Source organism: Rathayibacter sp. YIM 133350 (assembly GCF_037404875.1).
Lineage (GTDB): Bacteria > Actinomycetota > Actinomycetes > Actinomycetales > Microbacteriaceae > Orlajensenia.
In genome coordinates this window covers 1-21,236 of the sequence record NZ_JBBELO010000019.1, presented here as the reverse complement: position 1 = coordinate 21,236, position 21,236 = coordinate 1, and the positions used below count along the sequence as shown (strand labels likewise).

Below are 21,236 nucleotides of genomic sequence, written 5' to 3'. Positions count from 1 at the left end.
CCTGCGCTACGGGCGCTCTCCGACCGCGACGGACTCGGGAATCTCCTGCGGCCGGTATCTCGGCAGCCGACTGGCCGGCACGACCGCGAGCACGCTGATGCCCGCCAGTATCAGCAGTCCGGTGCGAAGCGCCCGGAGGCGGGCCGACTCATTCAGGCTGACGGCGGTGTCGACCTGCGCTGGGGTCGCATCCGTCGCCGAGAGCACCTCTTGGAGCCTGTCGTTGCTCACGAAGTTCGTGCGGTCGAGGTCGACCTGTGACACCAGCGACGGTGGCAGGTCGACGTTGCCGGCGAGTGCGCCGGCCACGCTCGCGGTGAGAATGCCGACGAGGAGCGCTCCTGCAACCGCTGTTCCGACGGCGGAGGCCAGGTTCTGGGTCGTGCCGCGCACGGAACCCACGTCGCCGGCGAGTTCCTTCGGGGCTGCCGTCACGAGCACGTTGAAGACGAGGGTGACGAGGGCCCCCTGACCGATGCCGAAGACGATGAGACCGAGGATGGTGGGAACCGTCTCCCAATTGTTGGTCACGACGAACGACAGCCAAACCAGGGCGATGGTGGTGAGTGCGAACGAGAACATGCCGATGGTTCGCGGCGGGAATCGCCGGTAGAACCGAACGACGAGGGTGGCGGTGACGAATACGGTCAGGTTGAAGGGCAGCATCGCCAGCGAGGTGTCGAACGGGGTGCGCCCCTGCACGATCTGGATGTACAGCGGCACCGTGAAGTTCAGGGCGGCCTCCATGAAGACGACGATGAACATGGCGTAGACCGCGGCTCGCTCGCGCGAGGAACCGAACACCGACAGGCTTACCAGGGGAACCCTTCCCGCCTTCGTGCGGCGCCGGCTCCACAGGAAGAACAGTTGCACGAGAACGATGCCGAGCACGATCAGCACGGGCGCCGGCGAGATTCCGGCCAGGTCGAATGGTGCGTCGGATCTCGCTTGCAGCACCCCCCACGAGTTGAGATTGTTCACGCCGACGGTCAGCATCACGATGCCGGCGCCGATGAGGATCGCGGCAACGACGTCGATGGTGATCGCCTTACTCCCCCGGTCGGAGCGAAGCCAGAAGCTGAGGATGAACACGGCCACCGCGAGCACGAGAACCACGACGAACACGGAGCGCCAGCCGACGAGGGTGGCCAGGGTGCCGCCGATCAGGAACGCGGCGACGCCGGCCAGGGCGCGAGCCGAGCCGAGGGATCCGATGGCCGCGGCCTGCTGGGTACCGCGGTAGTTCTCGGCGATGAGGGCGACGAGGGATGGCACGATGATGGCGGCCGAGCCCCCGGCAAGGGCCTGAGCGAAGATGACCCATCCGATGGATGGCGAGAGGATCATCGTGACGGCCGAGACGGTGAACAGCGCGACGACGACACGGAACACGATGATCCACCCGATACGTTGACCGATCTTGGCCCCCACCATGACGAGGGCAGCCACGACCAGCCCGTACGTGACGATCGCCGTACTGACGTCGGTCGGCGGCACGCCGAAGTCCTCGACCATGCCACCGAGGGAGACGGGCAGCGCCGAGACGTTGTACGACATCAGGATCTGCGCGAGGAAGAGGCCGATCATCGGCACCCACGAGGTGCGCACCTCGGGTCGGGCCGTCGGGGATGTCATGGATGCTCCTTCGCGCTGTCGGGTCCCGGGGTCGCCGCGACGTGGGGATCGGATGCGAACAGGTTCAACCCGAGTGCCCGCGAGAGGTACGCGGCCGCGATCTGTCCCCGGATGCTGTTGCCGGCGGAATCCAGGCGGGGCGCGTACGAGCCCACGCCGCCCTTCCCTGGCGCAACCGTGACGAGACCACCGGAGACACCGGACTTGCCCGGCAATCCGATCTCGAAGAGCCACTCGCCGGAGCGCTCGTACAGTCCGTTCGCCGCCAAGACCGCCAGCGTGTCGCGGGCGACGTCGGCGGAGACGACACGTATTCCGGTGACGGGGTTGACGCCTCCGTCCGCGAGGGTCGCGGCCATGATGGCGAGGTCGCGGGCGTCCACGGAGATGGCGCACTGGCGGGTGTACACGTCGAGAACCGCGGCCGGGTCATCGCCGATCCGTCCATAGCTCGCGAGCAGTCGCGCGATGGCCTCGTTGCGTTGGTTGCTGCTGGCCTCCGACCGGTAGACGACCTCGTCAAGGTGAAGGCTGCGCCCCGCGAACGCCGAGAGACCGGAGAGAATGGCCGTCCATTTCTCCGTTGCGGTCTCCCCTGGCACGAGCGCCGTGGTGGCGATGGCGCCGGCATTCACCATCGGGTTCATCGGATGGCCGTCATTCAGCTCGATGGCGACGACCGAGTTGAAGGGCAGTCCGGTGTTGTTCACCCCGACGACGTCGAGGACCTTCTCGTGACCGAACTCGTTGCATACAAGGGCGTAGACGAAAGCCTTCGAGATGGACTGGATGGAGAAATCAGTGCGGGTGTCGCCGAGTTCGTGCAGGCCCCCGTCGACACCGGCGAGGCACAGCCCGAACGCCTCGGCATCAGCCTCGGCGAGAATCGGGATGTAGTCGGCCACAACGCCCTCCCCATGCTCAGCGGCCCGGCGATAGGCCGCAGCCACGAGTTCGTCGATCGTCGCACCAGACGGGAGCGCTCCCGTACTCGCCGTCTGAGCAACCCCCGCGACATCCAGATCCATGGCTTCTCCCGCGCTGAACATGGGCGATCTCGATGATCGAAACCTAGCCGACTACGGCGCCGGTGTCTCCGTCTACCATTCAGCAGGCGATCACGGTCGGCCCGCTCAGGGTGCGCCCCGTGTCCAGAATCGGGATGTCGCTGGAAGCCAAGGCACCAACGTCGATATCCGTGTGGCGGACCAGCACGACGACGATGTCGTGCTCGGCGATGGCCTCGGGAACGAGGTCGATCCGATCGAGTTCATCCGGCCACGCACTCGACGGGATGAGCGGGTCGGCTGCCGTGGTAACCGCGCCCCGCTCCCGAAGGAGCCGGCCGATTCTCAGGGCAGCCGAACTGCGGACCTCCGGGACATCCTTCTTATAGGCGACGCCGACAAGAAGAACGCGCGCTCCCGACAGAGGCTTGCCGAGCGCGGTAAGCACCGATTCGACGTGGTCGACGACGTGCGTGGAGCTCAATCGATCGATGTCGTTCGCGAGTTCGGTGAAGCGCAGGGCATGACCCCCGCGCCTCGTCAGCGCCCAGTCCAAGTACGCGGGAGACACCGGGATGCAGTCACCACCGACGCCGACGCCCGGTGTGAACTTCATGAAGCCGTACGGCTTCGACCCTGCCGCGTCGAGTGCTTCTCGAACATCCACGCCGAGCAGTGGTTCCGCAAGGGCCAACTCGTTCACGAAGGCGATGTTGATATGGCGGAAGGTGTTCTCGATGAGCTTGGAGAGTTCGGCCACTTCGATGCTGGAGACAGGGTGAGTAGCGGGCACCAGCGCGTCGTAGAACTCCCGCGTGCGACGAAGCGACTCGTCGTCGATGCCCGCCACCACCCTTGGCACGTCTGTCAGCCCTGGGGAGCGGGGACCTGGATTGAGCCGCTCCGGGCTGTAGCCGAGGCCGAAGTCTGTGCCGGGACGGAGCCCCGACACATCGCTGAGTGCGGGCGCCACAACGTCTCTGGTCACACCCGGGTACACAGTCGATTCGACCACGACGAGTGCACCCGGGCTGAGCGTGCGGCCGATCAGTCGAGCTGCCGATCGCAGGTGACTCAGGTCAGGCACTCCGGCCGCGAGCACCGTGGGTACGGCGATCACCGCGATGTCGAACGCGCCGACCTCGTCGGGGTCGCTCACGACCCGATACCTGACGGTCCGGTCAAGCCGTGCAGCGTGAGCGACATCCACGTCGAATCCGGTGACGTCGAACTCCCGGTCTGCGGCCTCCCGTGAGAGGGCTTGACCGACGAAACCCTGCCCGACGACCAATAGGCGCTTCTTCACCCCCCTGAGCCTCCTCTCCCTAATTCCCGCGGGCAGAGTATCGAAGGCGCACTCGTTCTCGCTCGGACGAATGATCCCTCCCACCTGCGCGGATCCACCGACCCCGTGCCAAGGCCGCCATCGCGGCGAAGATCACGGCGAGTCCGGCCGCGACGACGAAGCGGTTCGCGGGGCGTGCTGCATCGCGAGAACCGTTGGAGACGCCTTCGCCCCCGGCGGGCCCCGGATCAGCCGCCTCGATAGAGATCCCTCGACCCTCACCGATCGTCTCCGACACGGACGCCCGGCTCCCCCATCCGGTGCGGGCGAACGTCGCGTACGCATACAGGCGTAGCGGGTGGAGCACGAAGGCCTGCCAGAAGACCATGACGGGAACGCAGGCGAACACAACCCACCGCTGTCGGCGGGTCTGATCGCTGCGCCGCAAGGCGAGATAGCGGGAGCTGATGGCGAATTGCACGCATAACCACCACACGCCGAAAACGACGAGGCTCTGGGGAGCGACCGACACCAGCACCGCTAGGAAGATGAGTGGCACGACGGTCTGCAGTAGGAACTGCAGCCACTTCGCCGCGAGCGCCCAATAGGCGACCGAGGTCAGCGGCAGGTACTTGAATCTCCACCATGCACGAACGATCGCGCCTCTCATCCAGCGCGACTGCTGGATGAGATGCGGGCGGATCGCGGTCGGCATGCTGGAGAAGACGAAACACGTCCTCTGATGCACAGCGCGACCTCGCTCGAGCGCGAACAGCGTCAGCAGGCTGTCATCGGAGAACGTCATCCTGCGGCCGAGAATCGTCTCGGACAGAAAATCCGCTGCGCTCTCGCGCACGACTTCTGCCCGGTAGAAGGCGCAGGCGCCCGAATTCACGAGCACAGACCCGGCGAGCGACAGCGCTGACCGCTCGAAGAGACCCCAACTGACGATCAACAACTCCATCATTCGCGTCAGCCAGGTCTCCTGAGCATTCAAGACCAACAGGAACCCCGCGACGGATTGGACGCGTGCGTCGGCGAACGGCTTCAAACCTTCCTCGATCGCCGCGCGGTCGAGAATGCTGTCGCTGTCGACGGTCATGTAGATGTCGGCATCCGGCTCGCGTCGAGCGGCATTGACCAGGGCGTAGCGTTTTCCGTGGTTCTGCGTCCTCCGCCAGTGCAGTTGGACACCTGCCGCATCGGCTTCCGCTCTCATCGTCCGTTCGACGTCGGCGTAGTCGATGCTCGACCCGTCATCGACGACCGAGATGGCTGCGGGGGTTCGCGTCTGCCCCAGCATCGATCGCAGGCCGTTCACCAACAATTCGGGGTCTTCGTTGTAGCACGGCACGAGGATCACGACACGCAGGCCCTCCAGTCCAGCACGTTCGGTATCACTCACAGTGAAGGGACGGTCTAGGAGCGAGAGCACGAACTGGATAGTGACGAGCACCGCGATGAAGAGCCATCCCAGGTGGATCGCGACGTTCGGCGTTTCGATGACACGGAGCACCAGCGACACGGCGGATGCGACGAGCAGGCCAGCACTGAGCGCGCCCACGCGAGCCGCGAATCTGGAAGACCAGAACGCCTCGGGACGACTACTCCAACCCGCGGGGGTCAACGCCGATGGCATCGTCGAGGTCATCCCAGTTCGCCAGACGAACGCGCCGGATCGCCTTTCGGGATGAGAATCGGATGATCAGCAGGCCGGTCACCACGAAAGCGATCGAGAGCACCAGAATCCACCACTGCCCGGCAGCCACGCCGGTCGCGGCGAGGCCACCGGCGAACACCCCCCCGCCTGAGATAGAGCCGCTGTCATACATGAGTATTCCTCCCCGTCCCATGATGCCCTCCTCGCGAGCGCCTGTCGACACTCGCATGCTCGGACTCGAGTCGCGCCCAAAGGTGGTGGTGGCGAACGCGGAACGACTGCCATCCATTCGCCACTTTTCGTGGGTTCGTGACGGCCGGAAGCCGCGAAAAGTGGCAAGTCGATCCGGCTATCCGCCCAGCGACACCTTCAGCACCTTCTCCTTGCTGTTGTTCGCGATGCTGTCCTTATCGCCGTAGTTCGTCGTGGTGAGCCAGAGTCCGCCGTCGATGCTCGGCTCGACGGTTCGGAGTCGCCCGTAGGTGCCGACGAGGAATTGCTGCGCGTTGGTGAGGGAGTCGCCGCTGATCACCTCGCGATAGAGGCGCGACCCCCGGGCACACGCGACATAGAGCACGTCGCGCACGATGGCGATTCCGCTGCACGACCCCTCGGCCACCGGATACGTCTGCTTGGGGGCGACGAGGCCGGCCGCGCCGCATCCGTCGCCCGTTGTGCCTTCGCACTGCGGCCAGCCGTAGTTGCCGCCTTTCATGATGAGGTTCGTCTCATCCATCACGCTGTTGCCGAACTCCTGCTCCCACAGCCTGCCGCGGCTGTCGAAGGCGAGGCCCTGCGGGTTGCGGTGGCCATAGCTCCAGATGTAGCTGCCGCTGAAGGGGTTGTCGCTCGGCACGGCGCCGGTGCGCGTCAGCCGCAGCACCTTGCCGTTCAGCGCCCCGGTGCCCGTGAGCCGCTGGGCGTAGTCGCCGTTCTGCGCGTCACCCGTCGATGCGTACAGCATGCCATCGGGCCCGAACCGCAGCCGGCCGCCGTTGTGGTACTTGTTGCGCAGGATTCCGCTCACCAGCACCTGGGCCGACGCAGTGTCGAGCGTGCCGCTTGTGTACCTGATTCGCACGATGCGGTTGTCGGTCGCCGTGCTGTGCATGATGTAGAGCCAGGGATCGGAGGCGAAGTCCGATGCGATCGCCAGGCCCAGCACCCCGCCTTCGCCATCGGTCCCCTGCGCGGTGGGAATGGCGCCGATCGATGTCTTGACGCCGGTCGACGGCACGAGCCGCACCACCTCGAGCACATCACGCCGGGCGTAGAGCACCGAACCGTCGGGCAACGGGACGAGTCCCCAGGGGATGTCGGTGTCCGTCGTCACCTCCGTGACCCCGCAGATCGCGCTTCCGCAGGCGGAGCCGGTGGTGGTCGTCGCCGCGGCGCTCGCGGCCGAGGCGTTGCCCTGAGCGTCGCGGGCGATCACTGAATAGGAGTAAGCGTGGTTCACGGCGAGGCCGCTGTCGGTGAAGGCGAGAACGCTCCCTCCCACCGATCCGACGACGACCCCGTCACGCCGGATGTCGTAGCGGGTGACCGCGACATTATCTGTCGAAGCCGACCAGGTGACGGCGACGCTGGTTCCGGATGCGACGGCCGCGACGTTCCGCGGAACCGAGGGTGCGACGGTGTCGCTCGAGCACTGGGGCGGAGTCACCGTGACCGTGGCGCTCGCCTGCGAGACGTTGCCCGCCGCGTCACGGGCGTTCACGTACCAACCCCACGGGACGCCGGCCACGACGGCGACCGAGGTGGAACGCACCGAGCCCGCGACCGACTTCACGAGCTGACCGTCGTGGTAGAGGTCGTAGGCGGTGACGCCGACGGCATCCGTCGACCCCGTCCACGTCAGGGTGACCGTGGAACACGTGAGGGCCGAACTCGTGAGGCCGGTCGGAGCCGTCGGAGGCGTCGTGTCCGGGGTGGACGTGCGCACCCTCCACTGCTGATTGGCAGTGCCGTTGCAGGTCCAGATCCTGACCTCGGATCCGGCAGCCGTCTCCGTACCGCGCACGCCGAGACACAGGCCGGATGCGCTGTGCTTGAGCGACCTTCCGCTGGTGTACTTCCACTTCTGGTTCGCCGAGCCGGTGCAGAGCGCGATGACCGAGCGGGTGCCGCCGGTGCGAGCGCCGTCGGCCGCCTCGAGGCAGCGGGCGCCGTCGTAGACGCGCAATTCGCCGGCCGCCGTCAGCTCCCAGCGCTGATTCGCGCCGCCGTGGCAGTTCCAGATCATCGTGCGTGTGCCCGGCGTCTGCACGGCCCCGACGACGTCGAGGCAGAGCTCGGATGCGGCTCCGATGATCGGCGTGCCCGTGGCCGCGTTCGCCGCACCGGCTGGCGCCGCGAGCAGGGCGGCCGCGCAGATGACGGACAGGATGCCGCCGAGCAGCATTCGCAGTGAGGTTCTCATCATCGAGTCCTTCGTGCCGGAGCGCGATCCACTGCATGCCTGACGAGCGGCCGCGACGCGCCGTCTTCAGGCTAGACCCGCGCGTGTCCCCCAGTCGAGGGGGTTCGAGCGGGATACTTGCGACCACGGGGCGCATCCGCCGACGACTGCGCAGTCGGATCCAAACGCGCGCGCCGACAGCCTCCGCCCTTGTATCACGCCGGAGTGAGGCGGCACACTGGCAGCACCAACGGGAGGATTCCGCCATGGCCGACGAGAACGTTCGAGCCGCACGGCAGACCGCAACGATGGGCCGGTGAGAGAGACGTGACGACTTCGCACGTGATCAAGCCGCTCAGTCCCGAGACGTTTCCGGCATGGCTGGCGCTCGCGCAGAAGCACAACGGGGTCTGGGGCGGGTGCTACTGCTCGTACTTCCACGGAGACACGCCGCACACTGCCAAGAGCGACTATGACAGGCCGACGTTCAAGGAGCGGTTGGTGGCGGCGGGAGTCGCGCACGCCGCTCTCGTCATCGACGGCGATGACGCGATCGCCTGGTGCCAATACGGCGGGCCGAGCGAACTACCGAACATCTACCATCGCAAGCAGTACGACGCGAGCGAGAATCGGCCCGCACCCTGGCGCATCACCTGCTTCTTCGTCGACCGAGACCACCGGCGTTCTGGAGTGGCACGGGAGGCGCTGGATGGCGCGCTCCAGTTGATCGCGCAGGCCGGCGGAGGCGAGGTCGTCTCATTCCCCAACGAGGTCGACCCCGCCAAGAAGACGTCGTCCTCGTTCCTTCACAACGGCACTCGGGCCATGTTCGAGAAGGCGGGATTCACGTTCGAGCGTCACATCGGCAAGAGCAAGACCGTGATGCGCAAGACGGTAACGCCCCAGCGAGACTGACACCGGTCGGGCAGCACATCCCTTGGGACGCGAACCACCAAGAGAGTAATCAACCCGCCTTTGACGCCAATCAGATTTGGCGGTTGACCGGGGATATTTCAGTGCTGGGGTACCTGGACTCGAACCAAGAACAACGGTACCAGAAACCGTCGTGTTGCCAATTACACCATACCCCACCAGCCGGAAGCGTACCCCCGGCCGACATGCAACTTTAGCTGACCGAGGGGGCCTCCTCCAAACTGAGGGCGACTCGCCGGGCGTGGCGCGGCCCCTCGGTTACTCCGGATTGGGCGGCTCGGCTTCAACAGGGATGCTGAGCTTCGACAGGAAAGGCGCGCTTCGACAGGACTTCGCGCGTTTGACAGGAGGGATCCCGCCGAACGGTCCTGTCAAAGCGACGAAGTCCTGTCAAACGCACGTACTCCTGCCGAAGGCGCGAGCTGACTGCAGACCGGTCCGCGATCTCAGACGGAGGCGTCCGGCAGGTGAAGTGCTCCGACGAGGTCGCGGTTGAGAGTCGCCGCAACCCGGGCCCCCTCCCCCGCCGCCACGATCAGCTGCTCCGGCCCCGGCGGCGTGATGTCGCCCGCCGCATAGACACCGGGCACCGAGGTACGCCCGTGCGCATCGACGACGAGCAGGCCCTCGGCATCCACCGCGAGACCCAGCTCGCTCGCGAACTCGAGCATCGGCTGCCACGTCGGCCGCACGAAGCCGGCGTCGCGCTCGAGGACGCTTCCGTCCTCGAGGAGCACACCGGTCATGTGCCCGGCCTCGCCGACGACATCCGTCACCGCGCGTCGCTCCACCCGGATGCCGCGCTCGGCAAGCGAACGCTCCTCCCGATCCGTCACCGCCGTCGATCCGCAGGTGAACACGACCACGTCGCTCGACCATTGTCGGAGCAGCAGTGCCCGGTCGGCGAGGTCCGCGCTCTCACCGATCAGGGCGAGTCTGCGGTCGGCCTTCTCCCACCCGTCGCACTCCATGCAGCTGTGCAGGTCGGTGCCGTACCAGGCGCGGATGCTGGGGAACGCCGGCAGGCTCTCGCGCAGGCCTGTGGCGAGCACGATGGCGCCCGCACGCACGTCGACACTCGCGCCACCTCGAACGCCGCGCCCCTGGAGCAGGAAGCCGTCGTGCTCTCCGCGGAGCACGTCGACCTGCGCCGAGGCGACGGATGCCCCCGGATAGCGTTCGAACTCCTCGCGACCGAGCCGGCGCAATTCGAGAGGCGAGAGCCCGTCGCGAGTGAGGAAGCCGTGCGAGTGCAGGGTGGCGGCGTTCCGCGGACGATTCCCGTCCACGAGCAGAACGCTGCGACGAGCGCGCACGAGGTTGAGTGCCGCCGAGAGCCCGGCCGGGCCGCCGCCGATGACGGCGACGTCGACCCTGTCCTCAGCGCTCATCGCTCAGCCGGCCAGGCGCGTCTGAAGCGCGGCGATGCGGGCGAGCGTCTCGTCCTTGCCGAGAATCTGCATGCTCTCGAACAGCGGCGGCGAGACGCGCCGGCCCGAGATGGCGACGCGCAGCGGCGTGTAGGCGATGCGCGGCTTCAGCCCCATCCCGTCGATGAGGGCGGCGGCGAGCGCCTGCTGAATCTGGTCGTGCGTCCATTCCAGAGCGGGAATGCGCTCGAGCGGCTCGACGGATGCCGCCAGCACAGCCCCAGCGTCGGCGGAGAGCGCCTTCAGTGCGTCGTCCTCGATCACGAGATCGGCCGAGGCGGTGAACAGGAACCCGAGCATGCCCGGCGCCTCGCCGAGCAGTCCGATGCGCTCCTGCACGAGCGGGGCGGCCTCGGCGAGCACCGCATCCTGCGCCGGCGTGATCGGCTCCGAGAGCACGCCGGCCGACGCCAGGTACGGCACGGTGCGGGCCGCGAAGTCCTGAACGTCGAGCAGGCGAATATGGTCGCCGTTGATGGACTCCGCCTTCTTCAGGTCGAAGCGCGCCGGGTTCGGGTTCACGTTGACCACGTCGAACGCCGCGATCATCTCGTCGATGCTGAACACGTCGCGGTCATGCGAGAGCGACCAGCCCAGCAACGCGAGGTAGTTCACGAGACCCTCGGGAATGAACCCGCGGTCGCGGTGGTGGAACAGGTTGGACTCGGGGTCGCGCTTCGAGAGCTTCTTGTTGCCCTCGCCCATCACGTAGGGCAGGTGACCGAACTGGGGAACGAAGCTCGTCAGCCCGATGTCGATGAGCGCGTGGTAGAGCGCGATCTGCCGCGGCGTCGAGGAGAGCAGGTCTTCACCGCGCAGCACGTGCGTGATCTGCATGATCGCGTCGTCGACGGGATTGACCAGCGTGTAGAGCGGAGCGCCGTTCGGGCGCACGACGACGAAGTCGGTGAATGAACCGGCCGGGAAGGTGATCTCGCCGCGCACCAGGTCGGTGAACGAGAGGTCTTCGTCGTTGACGCGCAGGCGCAAGGCGGGCTGGCGACCCTCGGCACGGAACGCTGCGCGCTGCTCCTCGGTGAGGTCGCGGTCGTAGTTGTCGTAGCCGAGCTGCTTCGGGCGACTGGCCGCCTCGTTGCGCGCGTCGATCTCCTCCGCGTTCGAGTAGCTCTCGTAGACGTGGCCGGATGCCTTCAACCGATCGATCACGTCGGCGTAGACCTCGGAGCGCTGCGACTGGCGGTACGGCTCGTGCGGACCGCCGACGCCGACGCCCTCGTCCCAGTCGATCTTCAGCCAGGTGAGGGCGTCGATGATCTGCTCGTAGCTCTCCTCGCTGTCGCGAGCCGCATCCGTGTCTTCGATGCGGAAGACGAGCTTTCCGCCGGTGTGGCGCGCGTACGCCCAGTTGAACAGCGCCGTGCGCACGAGGCCGACGTGCGGAGTGCCGGTGGGCGAAGGGCAGAAGCGCACGCGAACGTCGCTGCCGGTGGCGGTCGAGAAGGGGTGGGCGGTGTCAGACATCGCCCTCAATCCTAGCGAGAGCGCCTCGGGGCCGGCGCCGCCACGGGCGCCGCGGCCCAGACCCGTCCGGCGTCGTTACGCCGCAGCCCAGAGCGTTCGGTCCAGGTCGCCGATGACGGCCAGGGCGGCCCGCACTGCGGGGATGCGCTCCGCACCCTCGGCCATCACGAGGTGCAGCGTGCGCCGGTCGTCCTGGGCCGTCGGCAGCACGACGACGTCCGCCGGAACACGGGCCGACGCCACCGCGAGCCGCGGCAGCATCGCGACGCCCAGCCCGGCGGCGACCATATTGAGCACCGCGTTGAAATTGTCGGTCTCGTAGCCGATGCGCGGGGCGTAGCCGCTCGCGTCGCAGAGTTCGATGAGGTGCCCGCGGCAACGGGGGCAGCCGGCGATCCAGCTCTCGCCGGAAAGATGCCGCAGGTCGACGGCATCCGAGCCCGCCCGCGCGTGGCCGGCGGGGAGCACCACTTGTACGGGCTCGCTTCCCAGAGTGCGAACACTCAGACCCCGCGCGCTCTCGGTGTGCGGGTCTTCGCGATCCCCGGGATAGCTGAAGGTGAGAGCGAGGTCGACACGCCCTTCCCGCACTGCGGCGACCGCTTCCGGGGGTTCGGACTCGAGGTACTCCGAGCGCACACCCGGATGCCGCGCGGCCATTCCGGCGAGCAGGTGCGGCACGATCGTCGCCGACGCCGACGGGAAGGCAGCCAGCCGCACGCGACCCGAGCGCAGGCCCTGCAACTCCCCGATCTCCCCGGCCGCGGCGTCGAGTGCGCTCGCGACGGACTGGGCGTGCCGTGCGAGCACCGTGCCCGCATCCGTCAGGCGCACGCTTCGGCCGACGCGCTGCAGCAACGGCATGCCGAGCCGCGCCTCGAGGCGCTTCAGGTGCTGACTGAGCGCGGGCTGGCTGTAGCCGAGGCGGGCCGCCGCGGCGGTGATCGAGCCGGACTCCGCGATGGCGAGCACGATGCGCAGGGAGTGCGAGTCGAGGGCGAGATCGTCCGAGGCCATGCCTCGAAGCATAACGGAGCGTTATCGATCACATCGAACACTGGCCGTTGTTCTATAGGACCCCGGATCGGACCATGGAGGCATGGTCACCTTCGAGCACGCCCGCGCGTGCTTCACCGCTCCCTCGGGATACCTCGCCGCCTGCACGCTCGGCCTCCCGACGGTGCAGACCACTGCAGCGATGCGCGTTGACACGGAGGCATGGGCATCCGGACGCGCGTCTGCGGCCGACTACACCGACATCGTGGAGCGCACCCGAGCCGCCTATGCGCGCCTCGTGCGCGTTCCCACGGATCGGGTCGCCATCGGCTCGCAGACCTCGGTGCAGGCGGCGCTTCTCGCCGCGAGCGTGCCGGATGGCGCCGAGGTGCTCTGCGTCGACGGGGACTTCAGTTCGATCGTCTTCCCGTTCCTCAGCCAGGGGCATCGTGGCGTCCGCGTGCGTCAGGTTCCGCTCGAGCGGCTCGCCGCGTCCATCGGTCGCGACACCTGGCTGGTGGCGTTCTCGCTCGTGCAGTCGGCCACGGGCGCGCTGGCGGATGCCGACGCCATCCGCGAGGCGGCGGCCGCCCACGGCGCATTCACTCTCTGCGACACGACGCAGGCCGTCGGTTGGCTGCCCGTCGACGCGAAAGACTTCGACGCCACGCTGTGCCACAGCTACAAGTGGCTGTGCGCTCCGCGGGGCGCCGCCTTCCTCACGATGTCGGAAGCGTTCCAGGAACGCGTGCGACCGGTCCAGACGGGCTGGTACGCCGGCGAGAACCCGTGGACGTCGTGCTACGGGCCGGGAATGACCCTGGCGGCCGATGCCCGGCGCTTCGACGTCTCGCCCGCGTGGCCGGTCTGGGTCGGAGCCGAGACGGCCGTCGGCCTGTTCGCCGATCTCGACATCCGCCGCGTGCACGAGCACGCCACCGCCCTGGCTGCCGAGTTCGCCGACGGGGTCGGCATCGATCCAGCCGGCCGTGCCGTCATCACCTGGCCGGATGCGGACGGCAGCCGGCTCGCCCGGTTGACCGCGGCCGGCATCACCGCATCGGGCAGGGCCGGTCGGGCGCGGGTGGCGTTCCATCTCTGGAACGACCGGGACGACGTCGTGGCCGCCCTCGAGGCACTCAGGGTCTGACCGAGCGCCGAGCAAAGGGGCGCTCTCTCAGCGGCGCAGCACCGGGTTGGAGAGCGTGCCGAGCCCCGTGATCTCGACCTCGACGGTATCTCCACTGACGATCGGCCCGACACCGGCCGGCGTGCCCGTGAGGATGACGTCGCCCGGCAGAAGGGTGAAGATACTCGAGGCGTAGGCGATGACGGCAGGCGCCGAGTGCACCATGTCGGACAGCGGTCCGTTCTGCTTCTCAACGCCGTTCACCCGCGTGATGACGCGGCCGTTCGCGACGTCGAATTCTGTGTCCACGAGCGGACCGAGCGGGCAGAAGGTGTCGAAGCCCTTGGCCCGCGACCACTGGCCGTCGGTGCGCTGCAGGTCGCGAGCAGTGACGTCGTTCGCGACGGTGAAGCCGAAGACCGCATCGAGGGCATCGTCTTCCGAGATGTTCTTGGTGATCCGGCCGATCACGATCGCCAGTTCTCCCTCGAAGTCCACCTGCTGGGACTGCGGCGGAAGGATGATGGTGTCGCCGGTTCCAATGACGGCGGTGTTGGGCTTCAGGAAGATGAGGGGCTCGGCGGGTGCCTCACCGCCCATCTCGGCCGCATGGTCGAGGTAGTTCTTGCCGACGGCGACCACTTTGGAGCGTGGGATGACCGGCGCCAGCAGCGTCGCATCCGCGATCGGCACACGCTCGCCGGTGGTCTCGTATCCCGCGTACATCGGGTCGCCGGAGAGCACGACGAGTTCGTCGTCATCGACGACTCCGAATGCGATGCGACCCTCGTTGCTGAACCGTGCGATCTTCATGACTGCAACGCTATCGCGCGCCCGGGCGAGCGGCTCCACGCCTCGATGTCGGCGATCGACCGCTCGCCCAGGTTGGCGTCGCCCTATGCGTCCAGGCGCAGCATCCAGCCGTGGCGGTCTTCGACCCGGCCGTACTGGATGCCGGTGAGCTCGTCGCGCAGCGAGAGCGCGAGTTCTTGAGCCTCGGGGCCTCCGTGGCCGATCTCGAAGTCCTCGGCGAGCAGCCTGCCGATGGGGGTCACGACCGCAGCGGTGCCGCACGCGAAGGCGCCGACGATCTCGCCGGATGCTGCACCCTCCCGCCATTCGTCCAGCGTGACGGCGCGACGCTCGACGGCGTGTCCGCGGTCTTCCGCAAGCTGCAGCACCGAATCGCGGGTGATGCCCTCGAGGATGCTGTCGGACTCCGGGGTGAGCAGGGTGCCGTCGCGGCGCACGAGCACGATGTTCATGCCGCCGAGCTCCTCGAGGTAGGTGCCCTCCGACAGGAACAGCACCTGGTCGCAGCCGTGCTCGTACGCCTCGGCCTGCGGCAGCAGGCTCGATGCGTAATTGCCGCCGGTCTTGGCCGCTCCGGTACCGCCCTTGCCCGCCCGCGCGTAGTCGGTGGAGAGCCAGATGGAGACCGGCCGCACGCCACCGGTGAAGTAGGCGCCGGCGGGGCTGGCGATGAGGTAGTACGCGATCTTCTTCGCCGGGCGAACCCCGAGGAAGGCCTCCTTGGCGAACATGAAGGGGCGCAGGTACAGGCTCGTCTCGGGCGCGGTGGGTACCCAGTCGCCGTCGACCGCGATGAGCTGCCGCAGCGATTCGATGAAGTACTCGCTCGGCAGCTCGGGCAGCGCCATGCGCTTGGCCGAGCGCTGCATCCGCGCGGCGTTCTCGTAGGGGCGGAACGTCCAGATGGAGCCGTCCTCGTGCCGGTAGGCCTTGAGCCCCTCGAAGACCTCTTGGGCGTAGTGCAGCACGGCGGCGGAGGGCTCCAGCTGGATGGGGCCGTACGGCGAGATCCTCGGTCGATGCCAGCCGCCCAGTTCCGACCAGCACAGGTCGACCATGTGGTCGGTGAAGTAGTTGCCGAAGCCGGGATTCGCCAGGATCGCCTCACGGTCCTGCGCGTTGCGCGCCTTCTCGTTGCGGGTGACCTGCCAGATCAGATCGCGGCTCGCGAGCGGAAGCTGAATCGTCATGTGCTGCTCTTTCGTCCAGGGTTGCGTCTAGTCTGCTCCACCCGCGGCGTTCACCAATCGCTCGACGATGGCGTCGCCCACCTGCGAGGTGGAGCGCGTGTCCTCACCGCGTGCGGCGATGTCGGCCGCGACGGCGTCGTGCACCCGCCCTGCGGCATCCGGCAACCCGAGGTGTTCGAGCAGCAGGGCGACGGAGAGGATGGCGGCGGTCGGGTCGGCGATGCCCTTCCCGGCGATGTCGGGCGCGGATCCGTGCACCGGCTCGAACATGCTCGGGAATCGGCCGTCCGGGTTGATGTTGCCGGAGGCTGCGAGGCCGATGCCGCCGCTGATTGCGGCGGCGAGATCGGTGAGGATGTCGCCGAAGAGATTGTCTGTGACGATCACGTCGAATCTAGCAGGATCGGTGACGAGGAAGATGGTGGCGGCGTCCACGTGCAGGTAATCGACCGCGACGTCGGGGAATTCGGCGCCGACCTCGTCGACGACGCGCTTCCACAGCGAACCGGCGAAGACGAGCACGTTCGTCTTGTGCACGAGGGTGAGCTTCTTGCGAGTCCGGCCTGCCGCCTGGGCGAAGGCGGCCCGCACCACGCGCTCGACCCCGAAGGCGGTGTTGACCGAGACCTCATTGGCGACCTCGTGCGCGGTTCCTGCACGGATGGCCCCGCCGTTGCCGACGTACGGCCCCTCGGTGCCCTCGCGTACGACGACGAAGTCGACCGCTCCGGCGTCGGCGAGCGGGCTCTTCACACCGGGGAAGAGCACCGACGGCCGCAGGTTGACGTAGTGATCGAGGCTGAACCGCAGCTTCAGCAGCAGCCCGCGCTCGATGTTGGCTCCGGCCAGACGCGGGTCGCCGGGGGCTCCGCCCACCGCGCCGAGCAGGATGGCGTCATGCTCGGCGATCGCCGCCAGGTCTGCATCCGTCAGCACGTCGCCGGTCTCGAGGTAACGGGCCGCTCCGAGCGAGAAGAGGGTCTTCTCGACCGTGACGGACTCGCTTCGGGTCGCGACATCGAGAACGCGCAGCGCCTCGCCCACGACTTCGGGACCGATGCCGTCACCGGGGATGACGGCCAGGGAGATGACGCGCGACATGGGCCTCCTCGCGACGATGACAGAGATGATCTCAGCGTAGCGGCGGTGGTGCGCCGCCGGTTCGCCATCGCGACACCTCATTGTCTGGTCCGCCCGGGCGGATACCGGCGCCGGAAACACCCTGTCAACCCCCTGTTCAGGGCCGTTGCAGGACCGTAATGTGTAGGTCGGCCCGCCACCCGGCGAGCCTGAACCTCCCTGAGGAGGATTTACCAGATGAGCACCACGAACGACGCCCGGGATGCGGACGACGCCAATCGTCGTGACCCCGATGCCGACTACGCCGACGAGCTGGATCAGCCCGACGAGGTAGACATCATCGAGATCGACGAAGTCATCGTCGAACCGGGCGAGGCATCGGTCGAGGGCGAGTACACCGCGGGCGACTATCCCGAAGGGGATGTGCGCGGAGAACCTGAAACCACTGGTACCGCTGGTGGTTACACCAGCGGTGAATATCCGGAAGGAAACGAGCGATGAGCGTCGGAGACGAGATCAAGCACAAGGCCGAAGAGGCCGGCGGCAAGGTCAAGGAAGGTGTCGGCAAGGCGACCGACAACGAGAAGCTCGAGGCGGAGGGCAAGGTCGACCAGGCCAAGGCCAACGTCAAGCAGGCGGGCGACGACGTCAAAGACGCTCTCGACTAGTCACACCTTCGCCCCTCAGTAACCGCAACACAGACGCACTCCGCGTCCTGTCGAAAGGATCCCTCACATGAATCTGTTGTTCATCATCATCGTGGTCGTCGCCATCGTGCTGGCCATCATCGGCGGCCTGAACAGCGCCCTCTCGTGGCTGCTCTGGGTCGGCATCATCCTCGCCGTCATCGCGATCATCGCCTGGCTCATCCGAGTGATCTCGGGCAACCGAGCGGCGTAGCCGATGAGCATCGGCGGCGGCATCTTCCTCATCGCACTGGGTGCGATCCTCGTCTGGGCGTTGAACGTCGACCTGGGCTGGCTCGACCTGGACATCGTGGGATACGTGCTGATGGCGGCGGGAGTCGTGATCCTCATCGTGGGACTCGCGCTTCTCCTGCGTCGTCGACGCAGCGTCTCCGAGACGCGCACTGGCGTTGACGCCAACGGCGCGCGGGTGATCCGCAACGAGAGCTCGACGCCCGAGCTGTAGGCAGATGCCGAGAAAGAACCAGAAAGGCCCCGGCTCGCGCCGGGGCCTTTCTTCGTTCCTGCCGCCCTACTCGGTGATGTCGATCTCGATGAGCGCCTCGGCGTCGATGGCCACCCGCACCTTCTCGAGGATCTCAGCGGGCACTGGCGAGTCGACGGTGAGCACGGAGAGCGCCTGCCCGCCGGCCTTCTGACGCGCGATCTGCATGCCGGCGATGTTGATGCCCGCGTCGCCGAACTCGCGGCCGTACACCGCGACGATGCCGGGCCGGTCGGTGTAGAGCATCACGATGTGGTGGGCGGCGATCGGCACCTCCACGTCGTAGCCGTCGATCTCGACGATCTTCTCGATCTGCTTGGTGCCGGTGAGCGTTCCGGAGACCGAGACCTGGCTGCCGTCCGCCAGGGCGCCGCTCAGGGTGATCACGTTGCGGTACTCCTCTGAGACCGAGTCGGTGATCAGGCGCACCTCGATGCCGCGTTGCTCGGCGAGCAGGGGCGCGTTCACGTACGAGACGGTCTCGCTGACGACGTTGGTGAAGATGCCCTTCAGGGCGGCGAGCTTCAGGGCGCTCACGTCGTAGTCGATGAGCTCGCCGCGCACCTGCACGTCGACGCTCGTGAGCGGGCTGCTGTGGGCGAGTCCCGAGAACACCTGCCCGAGCTTCTCCACGAGCGGGATGCCGGGGCGCACGTACGGGTCGATGACGCCGCCCGCGACGTTGACCGCATCCGGGACCAGCTCTCCGGCCAGCGCGAGCCGCACGGACTTGGCGACCGAGACGCCGGCCTTCTCCTGGGCTTCATCGGTGGATCCGCCGAGGTGCGGAGTGACGACGATGTTCTCGAGCGCGAGCAGTTCCGTCTTGGTCGGAGGCTCGGATACGAACACGTCGAGGCCGGCTCCGGCGATCTCCCCGGCCACGAGTGCGTCGTGCAGGGCATCCTCGTCGATGAGGCCGCCGCGTGCGACGTTCACCACGTACGCCGTGTTCTTCATCTTGCGCAGTTGCTCGGCACCGATCATGCCCGTGGTCTCGGGCGTCTTCGGCATGTGGATGGTGATGAAGTCGGCCTGCTCGAGCAGCTCGTCGAGGCTCACCGGGGTGACTCCGAGCTGCTGCGCCCTGGCGGAGGTGATGTACGGGTCGTAGGCGATCACGTTCACCCCGAAGGCCTGTAGCCGAGCGGTGATGAGGGCACCGATGCGACCGAGTCCGATGATGCCGACCGTCTTCTCGTAGAGCTCGGTCCCGGTGTACTTGGAGCGCTTCCACTCCCCCGCCCGCAGCGAGTCGCGTGCTGCGGGAATCTTGCGCGCGAGGCTCAGGATGTGGCCGACGGTGAGCTCCGCGGCCGAGATGATGTTCGAGGTCGGCGCGTTCACGACCATCACGCCCGCCGTGGTCGCCGCCTTGACGTCGACGTTGTCGAGGCCCACTCCGGCACGCGCGATCACCTGCAGCCTCGGGGCAGCAGCGATCGCCTCGGCATCAACCTTGGTCGCCGACCGCACGAGGATCGCGTTTGCTTCCGCGATGGCCGACAGCAGGGCCGCACGGTCGGTGCCATCGACGGAGCGAACGTCGAACTCGGGCCCGAGGGCGTCGATCGTGGCGGGTGAGAGTTCTTCTGCGATCAGCACGACCGGCTTTGACACGACGGATCTGTTCCTTCAGCGTTCGGTGGGAGGGGTCTGCGTCGCAGCGTCGGGACGCGATCACCAATGACTCTAGCCCAGCCTCCGAAGCCGCCCCGACTCCGTGACGCTCGGCGACATCGGCGGTGCCACGCGGGGCGAAACGCAGGATGAGCAGCACAGCGAGGCCGTGGGAGCGCTGGCGTGCCGCTCATCCTGCATTCGGCGGCGAATCCGGGTCAGGCGAGGATGTTGCCGGGGCCGAACGCCGCCAGGATGTCGAGCGACCAGGCCGCCGACACGGCGAGCCCCACCGCGTAGAACGCCGCCTGCAGCAGCGGCCCGCGTCGGCGACCGGCCACGAAGGCCGCCGCGAACAGCAGCACCGGCAACAGGATGCCCGCGAGAAGCACGACCCAGCCGACGGGCGTGAAGGTCGTGTCGAGGGCCGCCGCGAACTGGGCGAGTCCAACGAGGTTGCCCACCGCCTCCCACACGTCGTAGGCGTAGAACAGCCCGAACACGATGGCAAGGGTCACGGCCAGCCACAGCGGCGTGCGGGCCCCGGTGGGCGACCCGGCGGCCGACTCGGTGGTGGATACGGATGCGCTCATGCCGCGAGCCCCCGCCCGATCAACAGCGGAAAGGGGATCAGCGCCAGAGCGCCGAGAAGCAGCCAGAGGATGCGCGCACGCGTGCTGAGCCCCCGGAGACCGAGAGCGAGTGCGAACCATCCCGCCGGTGCGAGCACGGCGAGCCAGGCGCCGACGGCGAACATGACGTCGGCCACCACATCCGCCGACGCCTGCTGCACGCGGCCGGCGGTGAGAGCCCAGCCGATCGCGTAGAGCAGGTAGACGCCGCCGAGCGCGCTCAGGACGACGAGCGCGAACGAGTTCGTCTGGCTCGGCGGTGCACCGTCATCCTCGGCGTCGCCCGCGGCCGGCTCGTCGGCCTCCGAGGGGTCGCTGGAGCCGTGGGAGCGGATGCGACCAGGCGCGCCGACGACCTTCCACTCGGCGGGAAGCGGGGACTGGTCCCGAGGAGCAACGGCGGCGGACCGGTTTCGCCGCTCATCCGCCGACACGGCCAGCGTCGGATCCTCGTCGCCGCCCCACGTGAGGGCGTCCTCATCCCCGTCGCGCGTCATGCTCCCACCCTAAATGACTCGACGTGCCACTCCTTGCGGGTTCCAGCGTCGCTGAACCCGCAAGAAGTGGCACGTCGAGGAGGTTTGGCTCTGCGCTTAGCGCGCGACCTCGCCGTCGTCGTGCGCCGCAGGCGCAGCATCAACACAGTGTCGTACGACTACGTCGATGGCGCAGGTCCGCGCTCTAGCTGTACTCGGCCATCAGGTTGGTGACAGTCGACTGATGGGTGGTTTGCCGCCGAGGGCGCTGTGGCG

At 67.6% G+C, this 21,236-nt stretch carries 21 protein-coding genes and 1 tRNA gene; 6 read left to right on the top strand and 16 right to left on the bottom strand.

What is annotated here, in order from left to right; all coding sequences use genetic code 11:
- Positions 1-6: 6 nt before the first annotated feature.
- From WDJ51_RS05345 to WDJ51_RS05320, 6 genes are all read right to left on the bottom strand, one after another.
- The gene (locus WDJ51_RS05345) at positions 7-1,635 is read right to left on the bottom strand and encodes an MFS transporter (protein ID WP_337851401.1); all 1,629 of its coding nucleotides are present in this window, start codon (positions 1,633-1,635) and stop codon (positions 7-9) included.
- On the bottom strand, positions 1,632-2,663 hold the full coding sequence (glsA, locus tag WDJ51_RS05340) for a glutaminase A (RefSeq protein WP_337851400.1): 1,032 nt from the start codon (positions 2,661-2,663) through the stop codon (positions 1,632-1,634). Before glsA ends, WDJ51_RS05345 begins: the two co-directional genes overlap by 4 nt.
- A 79-nt stretch (positions 2,664-2,742) precedes the next feature.
- On the bottom strand, positions 2,743-4,032 hold the full coding sequence (locus WDJ51_RS05335) for a nucleotide sugar dehydrogenase (RefSeq protein WP_337851399.1): 1,290 nt from the start codon (positions 4,030-4,032) through the stop codon (positions 2,743-2,745).
- Entirely contained in the window at positions 3,968-5,491 is a 1,524-nt protein-coding gene (locus tag WDJ51_RS05330; RefSeq protein ID WP_337851398.1) for a glycosyltransferase, read from the bottom strand. Before WDJ51_RS05330 ends, WDJ51_RS05335 begins: the two co-directional genes overlap by 65 nt.
- A gap of 40 nt (positions 5,492-5,531) precedes the next feature.
- Complete coding sequence (locus WDJ51_RS05325; protein WP_337851397.1) at positions 5,532-5,759, bottom strand: hypothetical protein; 228 nt, start codon at positions 5,757-5,759, stop codon at positions 5,532-5,534.
- Between the two features lie 177 nt (positions 5,760-5,936).
- Positions 5,937-8,009: a PQQ-dependent sugar dehydrogenase gene (locus WDJ51_RS05320; protein WP_337851396.1), complete on the bottom strand. Its 2,073-nt coding sequence runs from the start codon at positions 8,007-8,009 to the stop codon at positions 5,937-5,939.
- Between the two features lie 306 nt (positions 8,010-8,315).
- Here WDJ51_RS05320 and WDJ51_RS05315 point away from each other — a divergent pair, with 306 nt between their 5' ends.
- The gene (locus WDJ51_RS05315; RefSeq protein WP_337851395.1) at positions 8,316-8,903 is read left to right on the top strand and encodes a GNAT family N-acetyltransferase; all 588 of its coding nucleotides are present in this window, start codon (positions 8,316-8,318) and stop codon (positions 8,901-8,903) included.
- A gap of 104 nt (positions 8,904-9,007) precedes the next feature.
- Here WDJ51_RS05315 and WDJ51_RS05310 read toward each other — a convergent pair.
- The 4 genes from WDJ51_RS05310 to WDJ51_RS05295 all read right to left on the bottom strand — a co-directional run bounded on the left by WDJ51_RS05310 (position 9,008) and on the right by WDJ51_RS05295 (position 12,850).
- Positions 9,008-9,079 (bottom strand) — tRNA-Gln (locus WDJ51_RS05310).
- 288 nt (positions 9,080-9,367) lie between these two features.
- On the bottom strand, positions 9,368-10,312 hold the full coding sequence (locus WDJ51_RS05305) for an NAD(P)/FAD-dependent oxidoreductase (RefSeq protein ID WP_337851394.1): 945 nt from the start codon (positions 10,310-10,312) through the stop codon (positions 9,368-9,370).
- A 3-nt stretch (positions 10,313-10,315) separates the two neighbouring features.
- Positions 10,316-11,833 (bottom strand): glutamate--tRNA ligase, encoded by a 1,518-nt coding sequence (gltX, locus tag WDJ51_RS05300; RefSeq protein WP_337851393.1) that lies wholly within the window; start codon positions 11,831-11,833, stop codon positions 10,316-10,318.
- A gap of 75 nt (positions 11,834-11,908) precedes the next feature.
- Positions 11,909-12,850: a LysR family transcriptional regulator gene (locus tag WDJ51_RS05295; RefSeq protein ID WP_337851392.1), complete on the bottom strand. Its 942-nt coding sequence runs from the start codon at positions 12,848-12,850 to the stop codon at positions 11,909-11,911.
- Positions 12,851-12,932: 82 nt separating this feature from the next.
- On the opposite strand from WDJ51_RS05295, the gene WDJ51_RS05290 reads away from it, so the two are divergent.
- Positions 12,933-13,979 carry an aminotransferase class V-fold PLP-dependent enzyme gene (locus WDJ51_RS05290; RefSeq protein ID WP_337851391.1) on the top strand — a complete coding sequence of 349 codons (1,047 nt, stop codon included), beginning with the start codon at positions 12,933-12,935 and terminating at the stop codon, positions 13,977-13,979.
- A 27-nt stretch (positions 13,980-14,006) separates the two neighbouring features.
- On the opposite strand, the gene WDJ51_RS05285 is transcribed toward WDJ51_RS05290, so the two are convergent.
- The 3 genes from WDJ51_RS05285 to WDJ51_RS05275 all read right to left on the bottom strand — a co-directional run bounded on the left by WDJ51_RS05285 (position 14,007) and on the right by WDJ51_RS05275 (position 17,062).
- Positions 14,007-14,771, bottom strand: coding sequence for a fumarylacetoacetate hydrolase family protein (locus WDJ51_RS05285; RefSeq protein WP_337851390.1), 765 nt, complete (start codon positions 14,769-14,771; stop codon positions 14,007-14,009).
- An 83-nt stretch (positions 14,772-14,854) separates the two neighbouring features.
- Positions 14,855-15,961: a branched-chain amino acid aminotransferase gene (locus WDJ51_RS05280; protein WP_337851389.1), complete on the bottom strand. Its 1,107-nt coding sequence runs from the start codon at positions 15,959-15,961 to the stop codon at positions 14,855-14,857.
- A 27-nt stretch (positions 15,962-15,988) separates the two neighbouring features.
- Positions 15,989-17,062 carry a 3-isopropylmalate dehydrogenase gene (locus WDJ51_RS05275; RefSeq protein WP_337851388.1) on the bottom strand — a complete coding sequence of 358 codons (1,074 nt, stop codon included), beginning with the start codon at positions 17,060-17,062 and terminating at the stop codon, positions 15,989-15,991.
- A gap of 216 nt (positions 17,063-17,278) precedes the next feature.
- Between WDJ51_RS05275 and WDJ51_RS05270 the strand changes: the two genes are divergently transcribed.
- From WDJ51_RS05270 to WDJ51_RS05255, 4 genes are all read left to right on the top strand, one after another.
- On the top strand, positions 17,279-17,542 hold the full coding sequence (locus tag WDJ51_RS05270) for a hypothetical protein (protein WP_337851387.1): 264 nt from the start codon (positions 17,279-17,281) through the stop codon (positions 17,540-17,542).
- Complete coding sequence (locus WDJ51_RS05265; RefSeq protein ID WP_337851386.1) at positions 17,539-17,709, top strand: CsbD family protein; 171 nt, start codon at positions 17,539-17,541, stop codon at positions 17,707-17,709. Before WDJ51_RS05270 ends, WDJ51_RS05265 begins: the two co-directional genes overlap by 4 nt.
- Positions 17,710-17,776: 67 nt before the next feature.
- Positions 17,777-17,941 carry a hypothetical protein gene (locus WDJ51_RS05260; protein WP_337851385.1) on the top strand — a complete coding sequence of 55 codons (165 nt, stop codon included), beginning with the start codon at positions 17,777-17,779 and terminating at the stop codon, positions 17,939-17,941.
- A gap of 3 nt (positions 17,942-17,944) precedes the next feature.
- The gene (locus WDJ51_RS05255; protein ID WP_337851384.1) at positions 17,945-18,193 is read left to right on the top strand and encodes a DUF6458 family protein; all 249 of its coding nucleotides are present in this window, start codon (positions 17,945-17,947) and stop codon (positions 18,191-18,193) included.
- A 66-nt stretch (positions 18,194-18,259) separates the two neighbouring features.
- On the opposite strand, the gene serA is transcribed toward WDJ51_RS05255, so the two are convergent.
- From serA to WDJ51_RS05240, 3 genes are all read right to left on the bottom strand, one after another.
- The gene (serA, locus tag WDJ51_RS05250) at positions 18,260-19,852 is read right to left on the bottom strand and encodes a phosphoglycerate dehydrogenase (RefSeq protein WP_337851383.1); all 1,593 of its coding nucleotides are present in this window, start codon (positions 19,850-19,852) and stop codon (positions 18,260-18,262) included.
- Between the two features lie 218 nt (positions 19,853-20,070).
- Positions 20,071-20,445 carry a hypothetical protein gene (locus WDJ51_RS05245; RefSeq protein ID WP_337851382.1) on the bottom strand — a complete coding sequence of 125 codons (375 nt, stop codon included), beginning with the start codon at positions 20,443-20,445 and terminating at the stop codon, positions 20,071-20,073.
- Positions 20,442-20,981, bottom strand: a complete 540-nt coding sequence (locus tag WDJ51_RS05240; RefSeq protein ID WP_337851381.1) for a hypothetical protein — start codon at positions 20,979-20,981, stop codon at positions 20,442-20,444. Before WDJ51_RS05240 ends, WDJ51_RS05245 begins: the two co-directional genes overlap by 4 nt.
- Between the last annotated feature and the right edge of the window lie 255 nt (positions 20,982-21,236).

Excerpts from the sequence above, each read along its gene's own strand:
- WDJ51_RS05345 (WP_337851401.1), bottom strand. The coding sequence starts at position 1,635 with ATGACATCCCCGACGGCCCGACCCGAGGTGCGCACCTCGTGGGTGCCG.
- glsA (WP_337851400.1), bottom strand. The coding sequence starts at position 2,663 with ATGGATCTGGATGTCGCGGGGGTTGCTCAGACGGCGAGTACGGGAGCG.
- WDJ51_RS05325 (WP_337851397.1), bottom strand. The coding sequence starts at position 5,759 with ATGTATGACAGCGGCTCTATCTCAGGCGGGGGGGTGTTCGCCGGTGGC.
- WDJ51_RS05320 (WP_337851396.1), bottom strand. The coding sequence starts at position 8,009 with ATGAGAACCTCACTGCGAATGCTGCTCGGCGGCATCCTGTCCGTCATC.
- WDJ51_RS05305 (WP_337851394.1), bottom strand. The coding sequence starts at position 10,312 with ATGAGCGCTGAGGACAGGGTCGACGTCGCCGTCATCGGCGGCGGCCCG.
- gltX (WP_337851393.1), bottom strand. The coding sequence starts at position 11,833 with ATGTCTGACACCGCCCACCCCTTCTCGACCGCCACCGGCAGCGACGTT.
- WDJ51_RS05295 (WP_337851392.1), bottom strand. The coding sequence starts at position 12,850 with ATGGCCTCGGACGATCTCGCCCTCGACTCGCACTCCCTGCGCATCGTG.
- WDJ51_RS05290 (WP_337851391.1), top strand. The coding sequence starts at position 12,933 with ATGGTCACCTTCGAGCACGCCCGCGCGTGCTTCACCGCTCCCTCGGGA.
- WDJ51_RS05285 (WP_337851390.1), bottom strand. The coding sequence starts at position 14,771 with ATGAAGATCGCACGGTTCAGCAACGAGGGTCGCATCGCATTCGGAGTC.
- WDJ51_RS05280 (WP_337851389.1), bottom strand. The coding sequence starts at position 15,961 with ATGACGATTCAGCTTCCGCTCGCGAGCCGCGATCTGATCTGGCAGGTC.
- WDJ51_RS05275 (WP_337851388.1), bottom strand. The coding sequence starts at position 17,062 with ATGTCGCGCGTCATCTCCCTGGCCGTCATCCCCGGTGACGGCATCGGT.
- WDJ51_RS05270 (WP_337851387.1), top strand. The coding sequence starts at position 17,279 with ATGAGCACCACGAACGACGCCCGGGATGCGGACGACGCCAATCGTCGT.
- WDJ51_RS05265 (WP_337851386.1), top strand. The coding sequence starts at position 17,539 with ATGAGCGTCGGAGACGAGATCAAGCACAAGGCCGAAGAGGCCGGCGGC.
- WDJ51_RS05260 (WP_337851385.1), top strand. The coding sequence starts at position 17,777 with ATGAATCTGTTGTTCATCATCATCGTGGTCGTCGCCATCGTGCTGGCC.
- WDJ51_RS05255 (WP_337851384.1), top strand. The coding sequence starts at position 17,945 with ATGAGCATCGGCGGCGGCATCTTCCTCATCGCACTGGGTGCGATCCTC.
- WDJ51_RS05245 (WP_337851382.1), bottom strand. The coding sequence starts at position 20,445 with ATGAGCGCATCCGTATCCACCACCGAGTCGGCCGCCGGGTCGCCCACC.
- WDJ51_RS05240 (WP_337851381.1), bottom strand. The coding sequence starts at position 20,981 with ATGACGCGCGACGGGGATGAGGACGCCCTCACGTGGGGCGGCGACGAG.